The following is a 22564-nucleotide window of genomic DNA, read 5'->3' on the forward strand; positions in this document are numbered from 1 at the left end:
CGGACATGGCCGGAGACGATGTGACTGCAGCCGGCCTGACCTATGCCGATGCGGGCGTCGACATCGACGCCGGCAACGCGCTTGTCGAGCGCCTGAAGGCGCTGGTGCGCGCGACCCGCAGACCCGGCGCCGACGCCGAGATCGGCGGCTTCGGGGGCCTGTTCGACCTCAAGGCCGCGGGCTACGCCGACCCGATCCTCGTCGCCGCCAATGACGGCGTCGGCACCAAGCTCAAGATCGCGATCGAGACCGGCATCCACGACACGGTCGGCGTCGACCTCGTGGCGATGTCCGTCAACGACGTCGTCGTGCAGGGCGCCGAGCCCCTGCTGTTCCTTGACTATTTCGCCTGCGGCAAGCTCGCCGGCGACACCGCCTATGAGGTGGTGAAGGGCATCGCCACGGGCTGCATGGAGGCCGGTTGCGCGCTGGTCGGCGGCGAGACCGCCGAGATGCCGGGCATGTATCCGGACGGCGACTATGACCTTGCGGGCTTCGCGGTCGGCGCCGCCGAGCGCGGCCGCCTGTTGCCGCGCCGCGACGTGAAGGCCGGGGACGTGCTGCTGGCGCTCGCATCTTCGGGCGTCCACTCGAACGGCTTCTCGCTCGTGCGGCGGATCGTGGCTCGCTCGGGACTTAGGCTCGACGGCCCCTGCCCCTTCTCCGCCGACCAGACGCTCGGCCGCGCGCTGCTGCAGCCGACCAGAATTTATGTCCGCCCGCTGCTCGCGGCGCTGAAGGCCGGCCGCGACGTCAAGGCGCTCGCCCACATCACCGGCGGTGGTCTGCCCGACAACCTGCCGCGCGTCTTGCCGGACGGGCTCGGCGCCGCGATCGACCTGTCGGCCATCACGCCGCCCCCGGTCTTCGGCTGGCTGGCGCAGGCCGGCGGCGTCGAGGAGGCGGAGATGCTGCGCGCCTTCAACTGCGGGGTCGGGATGGTGGCGGTCGCAGGCGCAGCTGACGCCGACCGCGTCGCCGAAATGCTGAGCGGCGAAGGCGAGACGGTGACGCGCATCGGCGAGATCACGCCGATCTCCGCCGCCGACGACCCGGTGCGCTTCTCCGGGCGGCTCGCCTTCGCATGAGCCGGAGCCGCGTCGCGATCCTGGTCTCGGGCCGCGGCTCCAACATGGCGGCGCTGATCGACGCCGCCGCGGAGCCCAGCTTTCCGGCCGAGATCATCGGCGTCATTTCGAACCGGCCTTCTGCGGGCGCGCTCGCCATCGCGGAGCGTGCGGGCGTCGCGACTACGGTCGTCGACCACAAGGCCTTTCCGTCCCGCGAGGCGTTCGACGACGCCCTCCACGCCGAACTCGTGCGGCTCGCACCCGACGTCGTCTGCTTCGCGGGCTTCATGCGGCTGTTGACGGCAGGCTTCATCGAACGTTGGGAGGGCCGGATGCTGAACATCCACCCTGCTTTGCTGCCGAGCTTCAAGGGGCTCGACACGCACGCCCGCGCGCTCGAGGCGGGCGTCAAGCTCCATGGCTGCACGGTGCATCTCGTCACCGCCGAGATGGATGCGGGGCCGATCGTCGCCCAGGCGGCGGCGCCGGTGCTCGACGGCGACGACGAGCCGACGCTCGCCGCCCGCGTTCTCGCGCTGGAGCACAGGCTCTACCCGCGCGCCCTCGCGATGTGGGCGCGCGGCGAGGCGCGGCTTGCCGGCGGCCGGGTGCGGACCGATGGTCGGGACGGCGAGCCGCCGGCGGCGCTGATCTGGCCCTGACGCGGCCGGACGTCATGCCTCCGTCAGTTGCAAGGCTTCGGCGTGACGTGCTCGATCATGTTGCCGGAGGCGTCGAGCGTCGTGGTGACGGTCTCGCCGCAATTGACCGGCCCCCACTCGCGCGGCTTATCCCGGTCGGGGTTCGCGCCGAGCGGGACGGTGACGCCTAGGCCCTTGTCGAGTTCGCCGGGATTATCGCCGGCGTCGACGCCCGCCGGGTCGAGTCTGTCCCGCGCCACGGCGGGAAGAGCGGCAAGCGACGCGACCAGCGCGAGCAGAAGAACGCCGTTCCGAACAACCATGACAAATCCCCCGTAGCCGACGCAGCGTAAGGCGCGATCTTCGACGCGAAGGTGCCCCTCGAAGACGCCCTCCGTCGGGCGAAGCGCCGGCTCCCAGCCTATCACGACCGCGCAACGAAAAAGGGCGCGGCGTTCGCCGCGCCCTCCCGACCCTGTCGCGACGTCCTCACGACGCGTCGCGGATCGTGCCCTCGACGGTCGCGTGTTTCCGACGCTTCAGGACGAAGGCGATCGCGATCACGATCGCCGCGCCCAGCGCCGCCGCCGCGTAATGCAGCCAGCCGACAGCCGTGAACTGACCCTGGGTCTCCGGATCGGCCATCACATAGGCCGGGTCGAAGCTCTGCAACCAGCCGATGACGAGCACGTCGTCCACGATCATCTCGCCGGCGATCCAGCCGAGCAGCGCAGCGCCGAGCCAGATCAGGAACGGATATTTCTGCAGAATCGCCGACAGCAGCGTGGAGCCGGCGATGATCAGGGGAATGGTCAGCAGCAGGCCGAAGATGAAGAGCTCCGGATGGCCCTTCGCGGCGGCCGCGATGGCCACGACATTGTCGAGGCTCATCACCGCGTCGGCGATCGCGATGGTGCGGACCGCGCCCCAGAGGTTCTCGCTGGCCGCGACGTCCTCGTGCTCTTCTTGCTCGTCGGTGGCGAGCTTGACCGCGATCCAGAACAGCAGGAGGCCGCCGGCGATCTTCAGGAACGGCACGCCGAGCAGGAAGGTGATGAAGAAGGCGAAGATGATGCGCAGGCCGACCGCGGCGCCGGCGCCGAGCAGGATGCCCACCTTGCGCTGGTCCTGCGGCAGCTTGCGGCAGGCCAGCGCGATGACGACGGCGTTGTCGCCCGACAGCAGCAGATCGATCCAGATGATCTGCATCAGCGAAACCCAGAAGGCCGGCTGATCGAAAGCGAAGCTGAATTCCATGCCGTCCTCCGAAGCGCCGGCGCGTCGTCGCGGCGCGTCAACGATCTAGGGCGATGTCTCTGACGGACGAACTCAGCCCGCCGGATGCTCCACCTTGTCCCGGACCCGCATTCGTCGCATCAGCCAGCCGATGAGCACCACGGCGACCGCAAGCGTGATCGCGGCTGTGGTCTCCCAGCTGTGGACGTACTCGCCGCCGAAGCGGTCCTCGAGCGCCCGATCGGACACCAGCATCTCGCCGGCCACATAGCCGAGCAGCGCCGCGCCGGCCCAGATGATGAGCGGGAACCTGTCCATTATGGCGAGAATCACGGCGCTGCCCGCGACGATCATCGGAACCGAGATCACAAGTCCGAGAATGAGCAACCCGAAGTGGTCGCCCGCGACGCCCGCGATCGCGATCACATTGTCGAGGCTCATCACCACGTCGGCGATCGCGATGGTCATGATGGCCCGCCAGAGGCTCTCATGGCTCTTCACGCCGTGCTCGTCCTCGGCGCCCTGAGGGCCCACGAGGTCGACGGCGATGTAGAGCAGCGCGAGAGCGCCCAGAATCTTCAAGTATGGCACGCCCAGAAGGCGCACGATGATCAGCGTGAAGAGCACGCGCAGCCCGATGGCGACGCCCGCCCCCGCCACCATGCCGACCGTGCGCTGGCGCGCCGGCAGCGACCGGCAGGCCATCGCGATGACGACCGCGTTGTCGCCGGACAGCAGCGCGTTGATCCAGATGATTTCACCGAGCGCAAGCCACTCGGCCGACCCAAAGCCCATGGCTCGCGCCTCCCGCTTCCCCCTCCGAGGAGCGACGCTTGGCTCCCGTCGGGAAGCGCGCGTCGTCAATTTTCTGGAGCGCGCGGCCCTCGGTTCAACCGCGCGCATGAGACGGAGCGGAGGCGCCGCATCGGCACCGCCCGCCAGCCATGTCGCCACGGCCGGCGCTTGGTATCATGTATACCGGATGTCACAAAGCAATTTGAGCGGCGACGCCCAGGGTGATCAGCCGACGATCTCTTCCTCTTTGAAGAAATAGGCGATCTCTTGCTTGGCGGTCTCCGGAGCGTCCGAACCATGCACCGAATTCGCCTCGATCGATTCGGCGAAATCCTTGCGGATCGTGCCGGCGGCGGCGTTGGCCGGGTTGGTCGCGCCCATCACCTCGCGGTTCTTGGCGATCGCGTCCTCGCCTTCCAGCACCTGCACCACGACCGGGCCGGAGGTCATGAAGGTCACGAGGTCGGAGAAGAACGGCCGTTCCTTGTGGACGGCGTAGAACCCCTCGGCCTGCTCCTTGGTCATGTGGATGCGCTTCTGCGCGATCACCCGGAGACCGGCGGCCTCGAGATAGGACAGCACCTTGCCCGTAATGTTGCGGCGGGTCGCGTCCGGCTTGATGATGGAGAAGGTGCGCTCGATGGCCATGGGATGGCGGATCCTGTGGTTTTGCGCGGGCGCTCGATCGACGCCGGCACGCTCTGGAATTGCGGAAAGCGGGCGGCTTATAGCGCGGCCCCGAGGACCGGGAAAGGTCGCCCCTCGCGACGCCGTCGCGTCCCGGGCGATCGGCTGGCCGTCAGCGAGGAGGAGGCGCCTGTGCCAGGCCGATGGACGACGTTCGCGGGCTACAACGCCTGGGCCAACGCCCGCCTCTACGCCGCGGCTCGCGCGCTGCCGCCGGAGCGTCTCCACGAGGACGCCGGCGCTTTCTTCGGCTCGCTCCTCGCGACGCTGAACCATCTCCTGGTCGCCGACCGGATCTGGATGAGACGCTTCACCGGCGGAGGCGACGCCCCTGCACGGCTCGACGCGATCCTCCATGACGACCTCCACACGCTCTCCGCGGCGCGCATCGCCGAGGACAGGCGGATTTCGGACTGGGTCGCGTCGCTGTCGGACGACGATCTGGCAGGCGTCCTGCGCTACCGGCGGATCACTGCGCCGGACGACATCGGGCAGCCCCTCGTCGAGGCGCTCGCGCATTTCTTCAACCACCAGACCCATCACCGCGGCCAGGCGCATGCGCTGGTCACGCGGTTTGGCGGACGGAAGGCCGGACCGGTCCTCGACCTGCTCGTCTTTCAGAAGGAGGCGGTCGCGGCGCGATGAGCGCCGCGGCCGGTCCGGATCACGCGGTCACTTCGCGTGCGGTGATCGAGTAGCGGAAGTTGTCGGGGTCGAGGCAGTCGAGCAGCCCCGCCACCGTCTCGGCCTGCGGATACATGAAGAAGCCGAGCGGGGCCGCCTGCGAGCCCGGCAGCTTCACGTCGTGGGCGTCGTTATAGGCGAGCCAGTTGGTCTCCCACGAGCCGAACAGCGCCTTGCGGGCGGCCGTGACCTTGGGGTCGTCCATCGCGAGCTTGGTCGGGGGCTCCTCGAGCGCGACCTTGCGGACGTCCGCAGGGTCGACCGGCAGCCAGCCGATCCCGTCGAGCCAGACCTCGGCGCGGCAGTGCTGGGCCTTGGTGATGGTCTCGCTGTTCGCCCCGAGGCTCTTGTAGCCGAACTGCGAGGGCGCGACCCGGATGCCGTAGACGTCGCGGGCGGGAAGCCCCGCGGCGCGGGCGAGCCCGACATAGAGCGCGTTGATGTCGGCGCATTTGCCGCCGAGATTGCCGCTCTCGAGCATCGTGGCGATGTCGCCGAGGCCGCAGCCGCGCACCTTGGCGTCGCGGAAGGTGTTCTCCACCACCCATTCGTAGATCGCCTTCGCCTTGGCGCGGTCGTCGGTCGCCGACTTGACGATCTCGTCGGCGCGGACCTTCACGATGCCGTCGGTCGGGATGAGCTTGCTCGGCGCGAGGTATTTGGCGCGCTCGTCGGCCGATAGGGTCGCGGACCCGCCCTCGAGCGGGACGGCGCGGTCGCGGGTCGAGACCCGGCTCACCACCTCGAGCTTCGGCGCATCCGAGCCCTTCCACTCGGCCATCACCATGCCGGCGGGCAGCGCCACCAGCTCGGCCGTCGCGGCGTTGCCCTCGAAGCGGGTGTCGCCGGGCTTCGTCCAGTCGTCGGCCGAAAAGCTCGGGACCGGCACCCAGGCGCGCGCCTCGCCCTTGGCGGCGGCGAGCTCGATCTTCGTGCGGATCTCGAAGCTGCGCCACGCGCCGGGCTTCGGCGCGAAGCCGGTTTCGGCCTGCGCGCTTCCCGCGCGGCCCATCGCGGCGACGGCGACGGCCGCGCCGGCGCCCTTCAGTATCGTGCGTCGATGAAACATCTTTTTCTCCCTAGTCTTCTCACTGTTTCTTCAAGCGATTGATCGCATCGCCCACCGCGGGCGAAGTCCAGTCCAGGGGTCCCGCCGCGGCGAGCGCCGCTCCGCCGCCGGGCGCCAGAACGACGGTCGCGGGCAGGCCGCGTCGCAGGAAGGCGGCCGCGATGTTCTTGTCTTCATCGAGCGCGACAGGCGCCGCGAATCCGAGCGTCCGGACGAAGGCGCGGGCGCGCGACGCCGGCTCGCCGACGTCGACGCCGATCAGCCGGACGGCGTCGCCCTGGCCCTTCATGAACGCCATCAGCCCCGGGAACTCCTCCCGGCAGGGCTCGCACCAGCTCGCGAAGAAATGCAGGATCACCGGACGGTCCGGGTCGGACCCGATCGGGAACGCGCGTCCCTCCAGGTCGCTCGCCTCGATCGTGGCGGACGGCGCGCCGGCGAACGGCGCGAGGGTCGCGGCTTCCAGCGCGGAGGCAGGCGCAGCTGCGAGCGCGGCCACGGCCGAAAGGACGGCGCGAAAGGGCAAGCTGGCCATGATCGCCGTCACGCGGCAGATCCTCGCAAACAGACACTGCCTCGAACGATGTCCCGCGCCGGGACGCCGGTCAAGCCGCCGACTTGCGGGGACGCGCGCCACGCACCAACTCTTGATGGCGGCCGCATCAGACGACCCGCGATCGACTTGGCCAGGAGCCGACGCAACGATGACGACCTCCGCCCCTCTCTATCCCGCGGCCCAGCCGCCCCGCGAGTTCATCGACCCGCTGGTCGAGCCGCGGCTCTATGACGGCGTGCTCGGCCGCCGCGTGCTCGCCTTCTGCGTGGATTTCTGCGTCGCCGTCACCCTGACCGCGATCGCGATCCCGATCGTCGGCGTGCTCGGGTTGCTGACGCTCGGCCTCGGCTGGCTGGTCTATCCGTTCCTGTTCCAGGCGATCGCGATTCTCTACACCGGCGCGACGCTCGGCGGCGACAGGGCCGCGACCTGGGGCATGCGGCTCACCGGGCTGACCTGCCGGATCTGGCACGGGGCGAAGCCCGGCTTCGTGATCGCCGCCGCCCATGTGGTGTTCCTCTACATGTCGGTGACGTTCCTCACCCCCTTCATCCTGCTGGTCGGCCTGTTCACGCGCCGCAAGCAGCTGTTGCACGACCTTGTGCTCGGCACGTTGTTCGTCGACCGGGGAACGCTCGAGGGCCGGCGCTAAGCTCGCTTGCCGCGCGACCGGCCGGTGCTATCCTGACGTTCAGGCGCCGCGACGGGACCGGGGCGCTCCGCCGGACGACGCCTTGACCGCGCACTCACGAGACACGCCGCAGTTCTACCTGACCGCGCCGTCGCCCTGCCCCTATCTCAAGGGACAGTTCGAGCGGAAGGTGTTCACCCACCTGGTCGGCGAGGACGCCGCGACCCTCAACGACCTTCTGACCCATGGCGGCTTCCGCCGCAGCCAGACCATCGCCTATCGGCCGGCCTGCGAGAGCTGCCGGGCGTGCGTATCGATCCGGGTCAGGGTCGGCGAGTTCGCCTGGACCAAGGCGTTCCGCCGCAACCGCGCGGTGAACGCCGATCTGGTCCGCGAGGCGATCGGCGCGACCCCGACCTCGGAGCAATATTCGCTGTTCCGCGCCTATCTCGACGCCCGCCACGCAGAGGGCGGCATGGTCGACATGACGGTGCTGGACTACGCGACGATGGTCGAGGACAGCCATGTCCGCACCGAGCTCGTGGAATACCGCCGCCGCGGACCGGACACGGCGATCAACCGCCGCGGGGACGGCCCCCTGCTCGCGGTCGCGCTCGTCGACCGGCTCTCCGACGGGCTCTCGCTCGTCTACAGCTTCTATGATCCGGAAGAGAGCGAGCGCGGCCTCGGCACCCATGTGATCCTCGACCATGTCGAGCGGGCGCGGGAGCTCGGCCTCCCCTACCTCTATCTCGGCTACTGGGTCGATGGCTCGCCAAAGATGGACTACAAGCGCAGGTTCAGACCGCAGGAATATTTGGCGCCGACCGGGTGGACATTGCGCGAGGGGGAGTAGCCGTCTGGCTGTCATCCCGGCCGAGCGAAGCGAGAGCCGGGATCGTTATCAGAATGAAGCTTCAGAACCGCCGTTGTCCTCCGGCTTGACCCGGAGGACCCATGGTCGGCGCGGAGCGCGACGACTGAGATGGATGGTCCGGTCAAGCCGGGACCATGACGGCCCTCAGTTCTGAAGACGATCCCGGCTCTCGCTTCGCTTCGGCCGGGATGACGCGCTTCATCCCCCGAACCTGTTCGACTTCGGGAACCCGTGCGGCGGCAGCCGTCCCGCCTCGGCCCTATTCCCCAACCAGTCGCGCAGCTCCTCGCCCAACACGCGCCGCGCGACGCCGCCATTGGTGGTGAAGCTCAATCCCTCCGCCAGCGCGAAGACCTTGACGTCCGAGACGCCGCCTTCCTTGTAGCGCTGCAGACGGACGCCCGAACCGCGCGCCATCTCGGCGACCTGCGAGATCGGGAACAGCAGCAGTTTTCGGTTCTGTCCGACGATCGCGACCGTGTCGCCGGCGGCCTCGGCGAACAGCAGCACTTGCGCGTCGTCGAGATTGACGACCTGCCGTCCCTTGCGGGTCGAAGACAGAAGCTGGTCCTCGCCAACCACAAAGCCGCGCGCCGCAGTCGTCACCACGAGGCGCCTCGCGCCCGCCTTGTGCGGGAAGGCGCCGACGATGTCCGCGCCGTCGTCGAAATCGACCATCAGCCGGATCGGCTCGCCCATGCCGCGGCCGCCCGGCAGCTTCGCGGCGTCGAGCGTGAAGGCCTTGCCGTTCGACGTCACCACGATGAGCTTCGCGGTCGTCTCTGTCGGGAAGGCGAATTTCAGCCGGTCGTCGGCCTTGAAGGCGAGGCCGGACACGTCCGCGACATGGCCCTTCAGCGCCCTGATCCAGCCCTTCTCCGACACCACGACGGTGATCGGCTCGCGCTCCACGAAGGCGTCGGCGACGTCCGCCGCGGCCGTCGCGGGCGGCGCCTCGAAGGTCGTGCGGCGCTTGCCGAGCGGCGTGTCCGGCCCGAAGGACTTGGCCAGCCCGTCGAGCTCCTTGCCGACGCGCTTCCACTGCTTCGCCTCGGAGGCCAGCAGCCCGCGGAGGTCCTCGCCCTCCCTGGTCAGCTTCTCGTGCTCGCGGCGGATCTCGATCTCCTCGAGCTTGGCGAGCGAGCGCAGCCGCATGTTGAGGATCGAGTCGGCCTGCAGCTCGGTCAGCGAGAACGCCGCCATCAGCTCGGCCTTCGGATCGTCGGCCTGCCGGACGATGCGGATCACCTCGTCGACATTGAGGAAGGCGATCAGCAGGCCGTCGAGGATCTCGAGCCGCCGGACGATCGCGGCGAGCCGGTGCTGCGCGCGGCGCTGGATGACCTCGCGGCGGTGATCCAGCCAATGCCGCAGCGCGTCCTTCAGCCCCATGACGATCGGGGTCGCGCCGCGCGCCAGCACGTTCATGTTGAGCGGGATGCGGGTCTCGAGCTCGGTGAGCTTGAACACCGACTCCATCATGACGACCGGGTCGACCTGCCGGGCGCGCGGCTCGATCACCAGCCGGATCTCGTCGGTCGACTCGTCGCGCACGTCCACGACCAGCGGCAGCTTGCGCTCGTTGATCAGCTCGGCGAGGCGCTCGACCAGTCGGCTCTTCGGCACGAGCCAGGGAATCTCGGTGACGACCGCGACCCATGTGCCGCGGCCGAGATCCTCGACCTGCCAGCGCGCCCGGGTGCGGAACGCGCCCCGGCCCGTGCGATAGCTCTCGGCGATGACCGAAGCAGAATCCACGATCACGCCGCCGGTCGGGAAGTCCGGCCCCTTCACATGGGCGAGCAGCTCGTCGGTCTCGGCCTGCGGGTTCGCGAGCAGCACGCGGGCGGCGTCGACGAGCTCCGCGACATTGTGCGGCGGGATCGCGGTCGCCATGCCGACCGCGATGCCCTGGCTGCCGTTGGCGAGCAGGTTCGGGAAGGCGCCGGGCAGCACGATCGGCTCTTCTTCCGAGCCGTCATAGGTCGGGCGGAAGTCGACCGCGTCCTCTTCGAGCCCGTCGAGCAGCAGGCGGGCGACCTCGGTGAGGCGCGCCTCGGTGTAACGCATGGCCGCGGCGTTATCGCCGTCGACATTGCCGAAATTGCCCTGCCCCTCGACCAGCGGCCAGCGCTGCGCGAAGTCCTGCGCGAGCCGCACCAGCGCGTCATAGACCGACTGGTCGCCATGCGGATGGTACTTGCCGATGACGTCGCCGACGACGCGGGCGCATTTCTTGAAGGCCGCGCCGGGGTCGAGCTTCAGCTCCCGCATCGCCCAGAGCACGCGGCGATGCACGGGCTTCAGCCCGTCGCGGACGTCCGGCAGCGCGCGCTGGGTAATGGTCGACAGCGCGTAGGCGAGATAGCGCTCCTCGAGCGCCGAGCGCAGGTCGACGGGGAGGACGCCGTCCTCGGGCGGGGGGACGAGTTCGCTCATGCCGTCTGGTTAGGCCGGGAGCCGATTCGGTTCAAGAAACGCTTGGGATGCGCCCACAGCCCTGCGCTCCGCGGGAGGCTCGTCTACGGCCGGGCGCCCTTGCAGAACGCGGGCGGCGCCCTGACCTTACGATCGACATCGAACTATCCGGAGGCCCCCGATGGCCGATCTTTCCGTCCTCGACCTCGCCTTCATCCCTGAAGGCGGCGACGCAGCCGAGGCGCTCCACCGCTCGCTCGAACTCGCGCGCCATGTCGAGGCGCTCGGCTATCGTCGTTTCTGGCTCGCCGAGCACCACAACATGGAGGGGATCGCGAGCGCGGCGACCGCGGTCGCGGTCGGGTATGTGGCGGGCGGGACGAAGACGATCCGCGTCGGCGCCGGCGGGATCATGCTGCCGAACCACGCGCCGATCGTGATCGCCGAGCAGTTCGGCACGCTGGAGACGCTCTATCCCGGCCGCATCGATCTCGGCCTCGGCCGGGCGCCCGGGACCGACCAGCAGACGCTCAGGGCGCTCCGCCGAGACGCCATGGCGGCCGACACGTTCCCGCAGGACGTGCTGGAGCTGCAGACCCTGCTCGGCCCGCTCGACGAGGGCCGCACGGTCCAGGCGGTGCCGGGGACAGACACCAACGTGCCGTTGTGGATCCTCGGTTCGAGCCTGTTCGGCGCGCAGCTCGCGGCGGCGCTCGGCCTGCCTTACGCCTTCGCGTCGCATTTCGCGCCGGACGCGCTCGACCAGGCGATCGCGGTCTACCGCGAGCGGTTCCAGCCGTCGGAGCAGCTGTCGCGGCCGCATGTCGCCGTCGGGGTCAACGTCTTCGCGGCCGAGACGGACGCGGCGGCGCGTCGGCTCTTCACCTCGGCCCAGCAGAAATTCGCGATGATGTTCCGCGGACAGCGCGGAAAGCTTCCCGTGCCGATCGACGACATCGAGACCTTCTGGACGCCGCGCGAAATGCTGCAGGCCTCAGCGATGCTCGCCTGCTCAGTCGTGGGTTCGCCAGCGACCGTTCGGCGCGGCCTCGACCACATCCTCGATCGGACGGCGGCCGACGAGCTGATCGTCGCGTCCGCGATCTGGGACCGGCAGGCGAGGCTCGACTCCTACGAGATCCTGGCCGAGGCGGCGCGGCCGGAGGTCAGCGCTCCGGTCGCGGCCTGCGGGTGAGCCGCGCCCAAGCGGGCGCGGCCCCTTGACCCGTCAGTTCTGGTTGGCGTTGCGCGAGCTGCTCGTGCCGTCGCCGACGCCCGGCGTACGCTCGCGCGCCTGGGTGTTGAGTTCGTAGCGCGGCGCGTAGGGGCTGCGCTCTTCGACCACCGCGCCGCGCTCCTCGACCACCGTTCCGGTGGTCGACGGCTCCACGACCGTCCGCTCGCTCGAGCCCGGCCGCACCACGACGGTGTCGGCGAGGGCAGGCGTCGCGATGACGGCCGCCGCGGCGGCCGCAAACAGAACGTTCTTCATCACAGGATCTCCTGTCTTTGTCCGAAGCCCGAAAGGTCAGTCCGACGTTCGGACCTTCGTCCGCGACTCGACCGCGACCCCCGAGCTTCCCCGCTCCTCGATCACCGTCGTGCGGGGCTCCGTCACGGTGGTGCGCTCGCGCTGCTCCAGCATCGTGGTGCCGGGCGACGGATTTTCGCGGGCCTGCGGGGTCGCGCCGGCGATGGGCGCGGACCGGACGCCGGATTCCTGGGTCGTGACGGCGCTCTGGGCGTGCGCCGCCGCGGCGAACGCCAGCGCGCCGGCGGCCAGCATCAGGGCTCTCATCGGTTGAATCCTCTTCGCATTTTGTCCGGCGGCGACGGGCGCCGCCATGCGCCTCTCGCCAGAACAAGGCCTCGGCGCGCCGGATCGTTCCCTCGGAAGGGTTTGCGGCGGCCGCTCGCGGGCCCCTCACCCGGCCAGCGCGAGGAGGCCCTTCAGGTAGGCGGCGCGGACGTCCGGAGGCTTCAGGCCGCGCGGCTCCCAGACCCGCGAGGCGAGGAAGAAGCCGGTCAGCGCGAAGCCCGCCAGCACGTCGTCTTCCGTCGGGGCGGCGTTCGGCCCATGCGCGATCAGGAAGGGCGGCAGCGCGAACAGCTTCTCGGCATAGGGAGCCCCGGCCTCCCGGCTGACCGCCCGCCCGGACTTCGGGGAGACATAGACGAGGTCCTCGGTCGCGCCCGTCGCCGCGCAGGAGCCGAGATCGAGCCCGAAGCCGAGCTCGGAGAGCACCGCGAGCTCGAGCCGCACCAGCAGGGCCGGGGCGCTGGCGGCGTCGTCGAGATGCTCGGCGACGATCTCCGCGGTCTCGTAGAGCGCCTCATGCGGGTCGCGCTCCGCCATCAGGCGGAGAAGGCCCGCGAGGTGCGCGACGCCGTGCAGCGCGTCGGCGCGCTCCATCAGCCGTCCGGCGCGCGAGGCCAGCGGCTCGACCGCATAGGCCCCGAGATGGTCGTCGAGCCGCGCCCGCCAGACGGCCCGCACCGTGTTGCCGGGCTGAAGCGTCGGCCGCAGCCTCTGCGACCGCCCTCCCCGCACCAGGCCGAGATGCCGGCCATGCGCGCGTGTGAAGAGCTCCAGCACCACCGAGGTCTCGCCATGCCGGCGGACGCCGAGGATCAGGCCGTCATCGGTCCATTGCATGGGGAGAAGATGGCGCCGAGAAAAAGGATCACACAAGCGCAGACGGTCGGAATCCACGCAAGCGCTGTTGCAGGGAATTGGAACCGAACTTACATTTACGCGCAACGCTCCGTTATTGGCTAGAATACGTAGACATGCGATGTCTAATAGATAACTCGGTTATAAGTTATGGACTTTTTGCACGTACAATCAGCGTGCCTATTTCTGGTTTCAGCAACCGACTTCTTTTAATAGAAGCGAAACCGGAGAAACGACAGAATGAGCAATGGCTGAAATCTCAGATTGAAGCATTGCCAACGATTGCCCGGCTCGCAAAGGACGAAATCATAAAACCATTTAGCTATAGCGAACTTACACATGAGGCAATGCGACGACCTGGAAGTTTTCCTCCAAGTTTATTTGGAGATGTATTTAGATCTACAAACATAATAGATATGCCTTCGGCAATAGAAAGGAGCAAGATTTTCTCTTTGGGTTATGAACAGCTGCGTGACAGTAGTGGCCTAAACAATTACGTAGGATTTTTAATTAACGGCGGTGCCTCGCGCTTATTAAGAAATGAGTATATCAAAAATCGACTTACCGAATTTGAAATTGAAAGCATAAATCAAATTAGCGATTTAAAAAATATATGCTCGGGGCTGTCGAAGATACAATATTCTGACGCATTCCATTTTTGGAGTGCAATACGAAATAAAATGGATTATTTCGTCCTAATAGACAAAAAGTTCGTTAATGCCGTCACCGCGAACGGCAGCGCGCGCTTTCCGTGCACGCTTATTTATCCATCGGATTTATTAAGTATCCTTGAGATTAGAGAGCGTGATCCACTCCCTTATCTTTATGGTCGCCGGTATCTTCTCAATGGACGTCTTTATGAGTAAGCTTTTTTAGTCGCTCACCCCAGCGCCTTCAGCGCCCCGCGTCCCGCATAGACCGCCTGCGGCCCGAGCGCCTGCTCGATCCTGAGCAGCTGGTTGTACTTCGCGATCCGGTCGGAGCGGGCGAGCGAGCCGGTCTTGATCTGCCCGCAATTGGTCGCAACCGCGAGATCCGCGATGGTCGCGTCCTCGGTTTCGCCGGAGCGGTGGGACATCACCGCCGTGTAGCCGGCGCGATGCGCCATGTCGACGGCCGCCAGCGTCTCGGTCAGCGAGCCGATCTGGTTGACCTTCACCAGGATCGAGTTGGCGACGCCCTTCTTGATGCCCTTCGAGAGCCGCTCGACATTGGTGACGAACAGGTCGTCGCCGACCAGCTGGCACTTGTCGCCGACGAGCTCGGTGACGGCCTTCCAGCCCTCCCAGTCGTCCTCGGCCATGCCGTCCTCGATCGAGGCGATCGGATAGTTCTTCACGAGCTTGGCGAGGTATTTGGCCTGCTTCTCGGGGTCGCGGGTCTCGCCCTCGCCCTCATAGACGTACTTGCCGTCCTTGAAGAACTCGGTCGCGGCGCAGTCGAGCGCGAGATAGACGTCCTTGCCGGGCTTGTAGCCGGCCTTCTCGATCGCCTTCATGACGAAGCCGAGCGCGTCCTCGGCGGATTTGAGGTTCGGCGCGAAGCCGCCCTCGTCGCCGACATTGGTGTTGTGGCCGGCGTCCTTCAGCTGCTTCTTGAGGACCTGAAAAATTTCAGCGCCGGTCCTCAGCGCCTCGGAGAAGCTCTCCGCGCCGACCGGCATGATCATGAATTCCTGGAAGTCGATCGGGTTGTCGGCATGCGCGCCGCCATTGACGATGTTCATCATCGGAACGGGGAGCACACGGGCCGAGGCGCCGCCGACATAGCGGTAGAGCGGCAGCATCGAGGACTGGGCGGCGGCCTTCGCCACCGCGAGCGAGACGCCGAGGATGGCGTTGGCGCCGAGCCGCGCCTTGTTGGGCGTGCCGTCGAGCGCGATCATGGTCTCGTCGATCTTCACCTGTTCCTCGGCGTCGAAGCCGCCGATCGCGTCGAAGATCTCGCCATTGACGGCGTCGACCGCCTTGGTGACGCCCTTGCCGCCATAGCGGGACTTGTCGCCGTCGCGCAGCTCGACCGCCTCATGGGCGCCCGTCGAGGCGCCCGACGGGACGGCGGCGCGGCCCTCCGAGCCGTCCTCCAGCACGATTTCGACCTCGACCGTCGGATTGCCGCGGCTGTCGAGGATCTCGCGGGCGACGATGTCGACGATGGCGGTCATGGGCTGGCTCCGGAGGATCGCTTCGGGGAGGCGCCGCACCTCTAGCGGAAGGCGCGCCCACGCGAAAGATCGCGCTTTCGCCGCGGCTGCGCTAAATCGCCCAAGGTTTTCAGGAGACCTCATGAGCGACCTTCAGCTCGGCAAGCCCGTCTCGCTTCCCGCCTCGCCGGACGAGGCCGAACTCGACCGCGTGCCGAACCCGCATCCGGACGTCGACTATGTCGCCCGCTTCACCGCGCCGGAGTTCACCTCGCTCTGCCCGGTGACCGGCCAGCCGGACTTCGCGCATCTGGTGATCGACTACGTCCCGGCCGAATGGCTGGTCGAGTCGAAGTCGCTGAAGCTCTATCTCGGCGCCTTCCGGAACCATGGCGCGTTCCACGAGGACTGCACGGTCGCGATCGCCAAGCGGCTGATCGCGGCGCTCGCGCCGAAATGGCTCAGGATCGGGGGCTACTGGTATCCGCGCGGGGGCATCCCGATCGACGTGTTCTTCCAGCAGGGCGAATTGCCCAAGGGCGTCTGGGCGCCGGACCAAGGCGTCGCGCCCTACCGGGGTAGGGGCTGAGCCGGCTTTCGACATGGCCCAAATGGGGCGGCGGCCGTCATGCGGGAGTCATGCGCGGGGCGGTCGCGAGTCCTCGCGCCGAGAGCCCGTAAGCCAAGGACTCGTGAGCGCGGTCCGCCCCGGAAACGCCCCACGCCCCGCTCACCTTCGTCGGCCTCGAATCGACGCATGACCGAGCAAGGCCGCCGCCATGAGCACCAAGAGCACGCCGGACCAACGACCCGACGATGTCCTCGTCATCACCAATGGCGACAGCGCGGTGGCGCGGCTCGAGGAGGCGGGCGTCGCGGGGCTGATCACGCCGTGGCGGGACGTGCTGCATGACGGGCCGGTGCCGGCTATGGCCGAGCTCGAAAGCCTGTCGGCGATCCGCGCCACCTTCATCGCCGCCGATCTCGGCCTTGGGGCCGAGGAGGTCGCGACCGAGTTCCGCAGCCGCGACGCCACGATCCGCCGGCACGCGAGCTTTCCGCGGGTCGAGATCTGGCTCGAGCACGATCTCTACGACCAGCTGCAACTTCTTCAGATCCTCGATTTCTTCAGGAGCGAGCAGCGGCTCGAAGGCCTCTATCTCGTGCAGGCCGACGACTATCTCGGTCATCAGCCGCCCGACGCCATGCGCCGCCTTGCGGACAGCGCCGCGCCGGTCACCGACGAGCAGCAGCGCCTGGCGAGCGACGTCTGGGCCGCGTTCACCAGCGCCACGCCGCACGCGCTCGCGAGGTTCGCGGCGGCCGACACCAGCGCGCTGCCGCATCTGGCGCCCGCGCTGAAACGCCTGCTGGCCGAGTTGCCGGACCCGGTGCGGGGCCTGACGCTGACGGAGGAACGTGCGCTCGCCCATCTCGCCCGCGAGGAGATCACCACGGGCGAGCTGTTCCGCCGCGTGACGGAGGAGGACCAGGCCCAGTTTCTCGGCGACGCCAGCTTCTTCCGGCGGCTCGACGGCCTCGCCTTCGCGGAGCGGCCGTTGATCGACGGGCTGCCGGCGCCCTCGAAGGAGTGCTGCGGCCTCGGCCGCGCGCCGGACCGGGGCTATGCGGAGTTCGCCCGCGCCCGCCTGCGCCTGACCAAGACCGGCCGCGACGTGCTTTCCGGGCGCCTCGACCACCGCGTCGTCAACCGCGCGGACCACTGGGTCGGCGGCGTCCACGTCTCGCCCGCGGCCCTGATCCGCTACGATCGGGCGGGCGGGCAGCTGGTCGCGCCGATGTGACGAGCGCCGCAGAGGAGAACGGGTCCCGGCACAAGGCTGGGACGCGACGCTTCAGCCGGCCTTCGCCAGCCTGTCGAACGCCATCAGGCGCTCAAGCAGCGCCGGCATGTCCTTCAGCGCCACCATGTTCGGCCCGTCGGAGGGCGCGTGGTCGGGGTCCGGATGGGCCTCGATGAACACGCCCGCGACGCCGACCGCGACCGCGGCGCGCGCCAGCACGGCGACGAACTCGCGCTGGCCGCCCGACGACGTCCCCTGCCCGCCCGGCTGCTGGACCGAATGGGTGGCGTCGAAAATCACCGGCGCGCCGGTCTTCGCCATCTCGGGCAGCGCGCGCATGTCGGAGACGAGCGTGTTGTAGCCGAACGAGGCGCCGCGCTCGGTCAGCAGCACGTTGGGGTTTCCGGCGCTGGTGAGCTTCGCCACCACGTTCTTCATGTCCCAGGGCGCGAGGAACTGGCCCTTCTTGACGTTGACCGCACGGCCTGTAGCGGCGGCCGCGAGCAGCAGATCCGTCTGACGGCACAGGAAGGCCGGGATCTGCAGCACGTCCACGGCTTCGGCGACCGGCGCGCACTGGGCTGCGTCATGGACGTCGGTCAGCGTCGGAAGCCCGAGGCTATCGCGGATCTCGGCGAAGACCGGCAGCGCCGCCTTCAGCCCCATGCCTCGCTGCGCGTTCGCGCTGGTGCGGTTCGCCTTGTCGAACGAGGTCTTGAACACGAGGCCGATCCCGAGGCCCGAGCAGAGCTCCTTGAGCGCCGACGCGACCTCGAGCGCGTGGTCGCGGCTCTCCATCTGGCAGGGGCCTGCGATCAGCGCGAGCGGCAGATCGTTGCCGAAACGGACGGAGCCGATCTCGACGACCGGGTTCGGGCGGTTCTGCAAGGGTGCGTTCATCGCGACGGGCTCTGTCGGGTTCGCTTCTTGCGCCTGCCTATCAGCCCGGGGCGGCGGCTTCCAGCAGAAGCGTCAGGCCGAAGAGGTCTTGGGCCGAAACGACGCGGCTCTCGGGAGCCGCGATCCGGATCGCCGAAAGCCTGAGCCCCCCGCCCCCCGGCGCCGAGACGCCCGCGCGCCGCGCGAAAGCGTCGGGCGTCAGCACGTCGATCGCGCCGCCCGCGAGCGGGATCGAGAGTCCGAGGGAGGTCGCGCGGAAGTCGCGGACGCCCGTGAAGGTCGAGAGGAAGGCCGCGTGGTCGGACGGGTTCTCGGCAGTCAGCACGGGGCCGAGCACGCCGGTCGCGCCGTTCGGATGGCGCTCCGCGGCCGCGCTCCAGAAGTTCTCCGGATGCTTGTGCTCGCAGGCGAAGAACGCCGTGTCGGGCGAGGCCGCGTCCTCGGCGAAGGCGAGTTCGAAGGCGACATGGACCTCCGATCCGTCCGGCCGGCGGCCGTGGCGTTCGAAGAAGAAGGGATCGAACTCGCCGATGCCTGCGCGGGCGTAGGCCGTGGCGTCCGCCTTGGCGTCGCGGCTCGCCAGCACGAGCGCGGAGCCGCCCTCGCCCGCCCGCGCGAGGCGGTCGCGATGGAAGGCGGCGAAGGAGAAGCTCTTCGGTCCATGCTCCGGGATCGGCGCGTGGTCGCCGACGGCGAGGAGCTCGATGAAGACTCCGGGGAACTGGACGATGCGGTTCCTGGTGCCGAAGGGGTGGCGGTTCTCGTCGCCGACCTGGAAACCGAGATGCTCGTAAGCCGCGCCCGCGGCGTCGAGGTCGCGGACGAGGTGGATCAGGTGGTCGATGCGGCGGGGCGTGGTCATGTCAGTAGGGGGCGAACTGCGTGCTTCGAGACGCCCGCTGACGCGGGCTCCTCAGCATGAGGACCGTTGGGGCTGCGCAAACTGTCCTCATGCTGAGGAGCGGCCGCACGGCCGCGTCTCGAAGCACGCAGTTCGTCACCGCATCGTCCTCACACCAGCCGGCTCTGGTCGAGCGCGGCGCCCACGAAGCTCGCGAACAGCGGGTGCGGCTCGAAGGGGCGCGACTTCAGCTCGGGATGAAACTGCACGCCGACGAACCACGGGTGGTCGGCGTATTCCACGATCTCCGGCAGCAGCCCGTCGGGCGACATGCCGGAGAAGATCAGGCCGCGCTGCTCGAGCCGGTCGCGATAGGCGGTGTTGACCTCGTAGCGGTGGCGGTGGCGCTCGGAGATCGCGGTCGCTCCGTAGATCTCGGCGACCTTCGAGCCGCGCTTCAACGTCGCGTCATAGGCGCCGAGCCGCATCGTGCCGCCGAGGTCGCCCTGCGCGAAGCGCTTCTCGAGCTCGTTGCCCTTCACCCATTCGGTCATCAGACCGACGATCGGCTCGGGCGTCGGGCCGAACTCGGTGGAGTTCGCCTCGGCCACGCCCGCGAGGTTCCGCGCGGCCTCGATCACCGCCATCTGCATGCCGAAGCAGATGCCGAAATACGGCACTTTGCGCTCGCGCGCGAAGGTCGCGGCCTTGATCTTGCCTTCGGCCCCGCGCTGGCCGAAGCCGCCGGGGACGAGGATGCCGTGGACGTGCTCGAGGAACGGCGCTGGGTCCTCGCGCTCGAAGATCTCGCTTTCGATCCAGTCGACATTGACCTTGGCGACGTTCGCGACCCCGCCGTGCACCAGCGCCTCATAGAGCGATTTATAGGCGTCCTTGAGCCCTGTGTATTTGCCCACGATCGCGATCGTGACCTCGCCCTCGGGGTTCTTGATGCGGTGGGTGACGTTGCGCCAGCGCGAAAGGTCGGGCGCCGCGCCCGGCTCCATGCCGAACGCCTTGAGCACCTCCACGTCGAGGCCCTCGCGGTGATAGGCCTCGGGCACCTCGTAGATCGTCTCGACGTCGCGCGCCTCGATCACCGCGCTTTCGCGAACGTTGCAGAACAGCCCCAGCTTGCGGCGCTCCTCGGGCGGGATCGGCCGGTCGCAGCGGCAGAGCAGGATGTCGGGCTGGATGCCGATCGAGCGCAGCTCCTTGACCGAGTGCTGGGTCGGCTTGGTCTTGAGCTCGCCCGCGGACGGTATCCAGGGCAGCAGGGTCAGGTGGATATAGATGCAGTCGCCGCGCGGAAGATCGTTGCCGAGCTGGCGGATCGCCTCGAAGAACGGCAGGCCCTCGATGTCGCCGACCGTGCCGCCGATCTCGACCAGCACGAAGTCGAAGCCTTCATTGCCCTCGCGCACGAAATTTTTGATGGCGTCGGTGACATGCGGGATCACCTGCACGGTCGCGCCGAGATAGTCGCCGCGCCGCTCCTTGGCGATGATGTCGCGATAGATGCGGCCCGTCGTGATGTTGTCGTTGATCGAGGCCGGCTGGCCGGTGAAGCGCTCGTAATGGCCGAGGTCGAGGTCGGTCTCGGCGCCGTCGTCGGTGACGAACACCTCGCCATGCTGGGTCGGGCTCATCGTGCCCGGGTCGACGTTGAGATAGGGGTCGAGCTTCCTGAGGCGCACCGAATAGCCGCGCGCCTGCAGGAGCGCGCCGAGCGCCGCGGAGGCCAGGCCCTTGCCGAGCGAGGAGACCACGCCGCCGGTGATGAAGACGTAGCGCGCCATCCGTTCTCTCATTCCTCGCGAAGCTCGCGCCGCGACGGCACGACTCTTCAGCCTTAAACGCCGGAGGCGCGATTCGACGAGCCGCGGCGAGGCCTTGTCCACATATGGCCGCCTCGACCACGCCCGCGGCCGGCGCAAGCGGACTTGCGTCGGTTTCGGGAGCGCCGTCGATGTGGGCCGTCGCCCCTCTTAGCGCGCCGCGACGCCCGCGCATAGGGCGCGGGCGCTCGCGCCCGCTTGCGTTGACCCAGAGACGGGCCGCCCCGTACTGTCCGCCGCGTCTTTGGAACGGCGGCCAGAGCGGCATGAGCTTCATCGCGACCACGAGATCGATCCTGCGCGGCGGCGTGCGGCGGGCCACGGCCTTGCTCGCCGCCGCCGCGATCGCCGTGGCGGGCGCGACGCCTCCGGCCGGCGCGCAGTCGACCCGCGGACTCCCGGTCATCCGCGACGCCGAGATCGAGGGGCTGCTGCGCGATTACATGACGCCGATCTTCCGCGCCGCGGGGATCAACGAGGGCGTCGTCGAGATCACGCTGATCAATTCGCGCGAGTTCAACGCCTTCGTGGCCGACGGGCGGCGCATCTTCGTCAATATCGGCACGCTGATGGACGCCAAGACGCCGAACGAGGTGATCGGCGTGCTGGCGCACGAGACCGGGCACATCGTCGGCGGCCATCTCGCGCGCCTGCGCCTGCGGCTCGAACAGGCCCAGACCATGTCGATCGTCGCCATGCTGCTCGGCATCGGCGGCGCGGCCGCCGCGATCTCGAGCGGCGGCCAGCACGACGGCGGCGCGGTGATGGGCGCGGCCATGGCCCCGCAGGAGGCGATCCGGCGCTCGCTGCTCTCCTATCAGCGCGGCGAGGAGGAGGCGGCCGACCGTGCGGCGGTCGGCTATCTCAGCAAGTCCGGCCAGTCGGCCAAGGGCATGCTGACCACCTTCAAGCGCTTCGAGGACCAGATCGCGTTCTCCAAGCGCTTCATCGACCCTTACGCCCAGAGCCACCCGATGCCGGCCGACCGCATCGCCAATCTCGAGGCGATCGCGAAGAAGAGCCCGTTCTTCGACAAGCTCGACCCGCCGGCGCTGCAGGCGCGCCACGACCTGATGCGCGCCAAGCTGTTCGGCTTCGTGGACACGGCCCAGGGCGTCGGCCGGCGCTATCCGCCCGGCGACAACAGCCTGCCGGCCCGCTACGCCCGGGCGATCGCCTCCTATCGCTCCTCCTCGCTCGACGGCGCGATCGCGCAGATCGACGGGCTGATCAGGGAGCAGCCCAACAATCCGTGGTTCAACGAGCTCAAGGGCCAGGCCTATCTCGAGAACGGTAAGCCGCAGCAGGCGATCCCGCCGCTGAAGCGCGCGCTGGCGCTCGCGCCCAACGCGCAGCTGGTCCGCACCATGCTCGGCCAGGCGCTCAACGCGGGCGGCGGCAAGACGGGCGGCGACGCCGTCGCGGAGCTCACCCGCGCGACGGCGCGCGACCCGAAGAACGCCGACGGCTTCCGCGAGCTCGCCATCGCGCTCGCCAAGAAGGGACGCATCCCCGAGGCCGACCTCGCCACCGCGCAGGCGGCCTTCGCGTCCGGCGACTACGGCACCGCGCGGCAGATCGCGAACCGCGCCAAGGCGGGCCTGAAGCCCGGCACGCCGAACTGGCTGAAGGCCGACGACATCGCGACCTACACGCCGCCGAAACGGGACTGAGTTCCTCGCCGCGATTTCGACACCGA

Annotated in this window: 24 protein-coding genes; 10 read left to right on the forward strand and 14 right to left on the reverse strand. The window is 68.6% G+C overall.

The features are described from left to right. Nucleotides 1-5: 5 nt before the first annotated feature. Together purM and purN are read left to right on the forward strand one after the other, a co-directional pair. Nucleotides 6-1088, forward strand: a complete 1083-nt coding sequence (gene purM / locus EK403_RS08300; protein WP_128777029.1) for a phosphoribosylformylglycinamidine cyclo-ligase — start codon at nt 6-8, stop codon at nt 1086-1088. Continuing rightward, nucleotides 1085-1732, forward strand: a complete 648-nt coding sequence (purN, locus tag EK403_RS08305) for a phosphoribosylglycinamide formyltransferase (RefSeq protein ID WP_128777030.1) — start codon at nt 1085-1087, stop codon at nt 1730-1732. The genes purM and purN overlap by 4 nt, the downstream gene beginning before the upstream one ends. A gap of 23 nt (nt 1733-1755) precedes the next feature. Here purN and EK403_RS08310 read toward each other — a convergent pair whose 3' ends face one another. From EK403_RS08310 to ndk, 4 genes are all read right to left on the reverse strand, one after another. Continuing rightward, complete coding sequence (locus tag EK403_RS08310) at nt 1756-2034, reverse strand: hypothetical protein (RefSeq protein ID WP_128777031.1); 279 nt, start codon at nt 2032-2034, stop codon at nt 1756-1758. Nucleotides 2035-2200: 166 nt separating this feature from the next. Continuing rightward, nucleotides 2201-2968, reverse strand: a complete 768-nt coding sequence (locus EK403_RS08315) for a TerC family protein (RefSeq protein ID WP_128777032.1) — start codon at nt 2966-2968, stop codon at nt 2201-2203. A gap of 72 nt (nt 2969-3040) precedes the next feature. Beyond that, entirely contained in the window at nt 3041-3742 is a 702-nt protein-coding gene (locus EK403_RS08320; protein ID WP_128777033.1) for a TerC family protein, read from the reverse strand. A 225-nt stretch (nt 3743-3967) separates the two neighbouring features. Continuing rightward, entirely contained in the window at nt 3968-4390 is a 423-nt protein-coding gene (gene ndk, locus EK403_RS08325) for a nucleoside-diphosphate kinase (RefSeq protein ID WP_128777034.1), read from the reverse strand. Nucleotides 4391-4561: 171 nt separating this feature from the next. Here ndk and EK403_RS08330 point away from each other — a divergent pair, with 171 nt between their 5' ends. After that, entirely contained in the window at nt 4562-5074 is a 513-nt protein-coding gene (locus EK403_RS08330; protein ID WP_245479587.1) for a DinB family protein, read from the forward strand. A gap of 19 nt (nt 5075-5093) precedes the next feature. Here the strand turns inward: EK403_RS08330 and EK403_RS08335 are convergent, their stop codons facing one another. Continuing rightward, nucleotides 5094-6182, reverse strand: a complete 1089-nt coding sequence (locus EK403_RS08335) for a transglutaminase-like domain-containing protein (RefSeq protein WP_128777036.1) — start codon at nt 6180-6182, stop codon at nt 5094-5096. A 19-nt stretch (nt 6183-6201) separates the two neighbouring features. Then, on the reverse strand, nt 6202-6717 hold the full coding sequence (locus tag EK403_RS08340) for a TlpA family protein disulfide reductase (protein ID WP_164919539.1): 516 nt from the start codon (nt 6715-6717) through the stop codon (nt 6202-6204). Nucleotides 6718-6886: 169 nt separating this feature from the next. Here EK403_RS08340 and EK403_RS08345 point away from each other — a divergent pair, with 169 nt between their 5' ends. Beyond that, nucleotides 6887-7390 (forward strand): RDD family protein, encoded by a 504-nt coding sequence (locus EK403_RS08345; protein ID WP_128777038.1) that lies wholly within the window; start codon nt 6887-6889, stop codon nt 7388-7390. An 82-nt stretch (nt 7391-7472) separates the two neighbouring features. Continuing rightward, nucleotides 7473-8225 (forward strand): arginyltransferase, encoded by a 753-nt coding sequence (locus EK403_RS08350; protein WP_128777039.1) that lies wholly within the window; start codon nt 7473-7475, stop codon nt 8223-8225. Nucleotides 8226-8444: 219 nt separating this feature from the next. Here the strand turns inward: EK403_RS08350 and parC are convergent, their stop codons facing one another. Beyond that, entirely contained in the window at nt 8445-10685 is a 2241-nt protein-coding gene (gene parC, locus EK403_RS08355) for a DNA topoisomerase IV subunit A (protein ID WP_128777040.1), read from the reverse strand. A gap of 160 nt (nt 10686-10845) precedes the next feature. On the opposite strand from parC, the gene EK403_RS08360 reads away from it, so the two are divergent. Next, entirely contained in the window at nt 10846-11859 is a 1014-nt protein-coding gene (locus EK403_RS08360) for an LLM class flavin-dependent oxidoreductase (RefSeq protein ID WP_128777041.1), read from the forward strand. 33 nt (nt 11860-11892) lie between these two features. Here EK403_RS08360 and EK403_RS08365 read toward each other — a convergent pair whose 3' ends face one another. The 3 genes from EK403_RS08365 to recO form a co-directional block, all read right to left on the reverse strand. Continuing rightward, nucleotides 11893-12156 carry a hypothetical protein gene (locus EK403_RS08365; RefSeq protein ID WP_128777042.1) on the reverse strand — a complete coding sequence of 88 codons (264 nt, stop codon included), beginning with the start codon at nt 12154-12156 and terminating at the stop codon, nt 11893-11895. 36 nt (nt 12157-12192) lie between these two features. After that, on the reverse strand, nt 12193-12462 hold the full coding sequence (locus tag EK403_RS08370; RefSeq protein WP_128777043.1) for a hypothetical protein: 270 nt from the start codon (nt 12460-12462) through the stop codon (nt 12193-12195). 126 nt (nt 12463-12588) lie between these two features. Further along, nucleotides 12589-13320: a DNA repair protein RecO gene (recO, locus tag EK403_RS08375; protein WP_128777044.1), complete on the reverse strand. Its 732-nt coding sequence runs from the start codon at nt 13318-13320 to the stop codon at nt 12589-12591. Between the two features lie 194 nt (nt 13321-13514). Here recO and EK403_RS08380 point away from each other — a divergent pair, with 194 nt between their 5' ends. Further along, complete coding sequence (locus tag EK403_RS08380) at nt 13515-14204, forward strand: hypothetical protein (RefSeq protein WP_128777045.1); 690 nt, start codon at nt 13515-13517, stop codon at nt 14202-14204. Nucleotides 14205-14218: 14 nt separating this feature from the next. Here EK403_RS08380 and eno read toward each other — a convergent pair whose 3' ends face one another. Then, nucleotides 14219-15502: a phosphopyruvate hydratase gene (gene eno / locus EK403_RS08385; protein ID WP_128777046.1), complete on the reverse strand. Its 1284-nt coding sequence runs from the start codon at nt 15500-15502 to the stop codon at nt 14219-14221. A 121-nt stretch (nt 15503-15623) separates the two neighbouring features. Here eno and queF point away from each other — a divergent pair, with 121 nt between their 5' ends. Together queF and EK403_RS08395 are read left to right on the forward strand one after the other, a co-directional pair. Further along, complete coding sequence (queF, locus tag EK403_RS08390; protein WP_128777047.1) at nt 15624-16070, forward strand: preQ(1) synthase; 447 nt, start codon at nt 15624-15626, stop codon at nt 16068-16070. 190 nt (nt 16071-16260) lie between these two features. Further along, nucleotides 16261-17286, forward strand: coding sequence for a hypothetical protein (locus EK403_RS08395; protein ID WP_128777048.1), 1026 nt, complete (start codon nt 16261-16263; stop codon nt 17284-17286). A gap of 51 nt (nt 17287-17337) precedes the next feature. Here the strand turns inward: EK403_RS08395 and kdsA are convergent, their stop codons facing one another. The 3 genes from kdsA to pyrG all read right to left on the reverse strand — a co-directional run bounded on the left by kdsA (nt 17338) and on the right by pyrG (nt 20826). Beyond that, entirely contained in the window at nt 17338-18186 is an 849-nt protein-coding gene (gene kdsA / locus EK403_RS08400) for a 3-deoxy-8-phosphooctulonate synthase (protein ID WP_128777049.1), read from the reverse strand. A gap of 40 nt (nt 18187-18226) precedes the next feature. Further along, nucleotides 18227-19048, reverse strand: a complete 822-nt coding sequence (locus EK403_RS08405; RefSeq protein WP_128777050.1) for a VOC family protein — start codon at nt 19046-19048, stop codon at nt 18227-18229. A 149-nt stretch (nt 19049-19197) separates the two neighbouring features. Continuing rightward, on the reverse strand, nt 19198-20826 hold the full coding sequence (gene pyrG / locus EK403_RS08410) for a CTP synthase (RefSeq protein WP_128777051.1): 1629 nt from the start codon (nt 20824-20826) through the stop codon (nt 19198-19200). Between the two features lie 305 nt (nt 20827-21131). Here pyrG and EK403_RS08415 point away from each other — a divergent pair, with 305 nt between their 5' ends. After that, nucleotides 21132-22538, forward strand: a complete 1407-nt coding sequence (locus EK403_RS08415) for a M48 family metalloprotease (protein ID WP_128777052.1) — start codon at nt 21132-21134, stop codon at nt 22536-22538. The last annotated feature ends 26 nt before the right edge of the window (nt 22539-22564 follow it).

Origin of the sequence: Hansschlegelia zhihuaiae (assembly GCF_004103825.1) — a bacterium.
Taxonomy (GTDB): domain Bacteria; phylum Pseudomonadota; class Alphaproteobacteria; order Rhizobiales; family Methylopilaceae; genus Methylopila; species Methylopila zhihuaiae.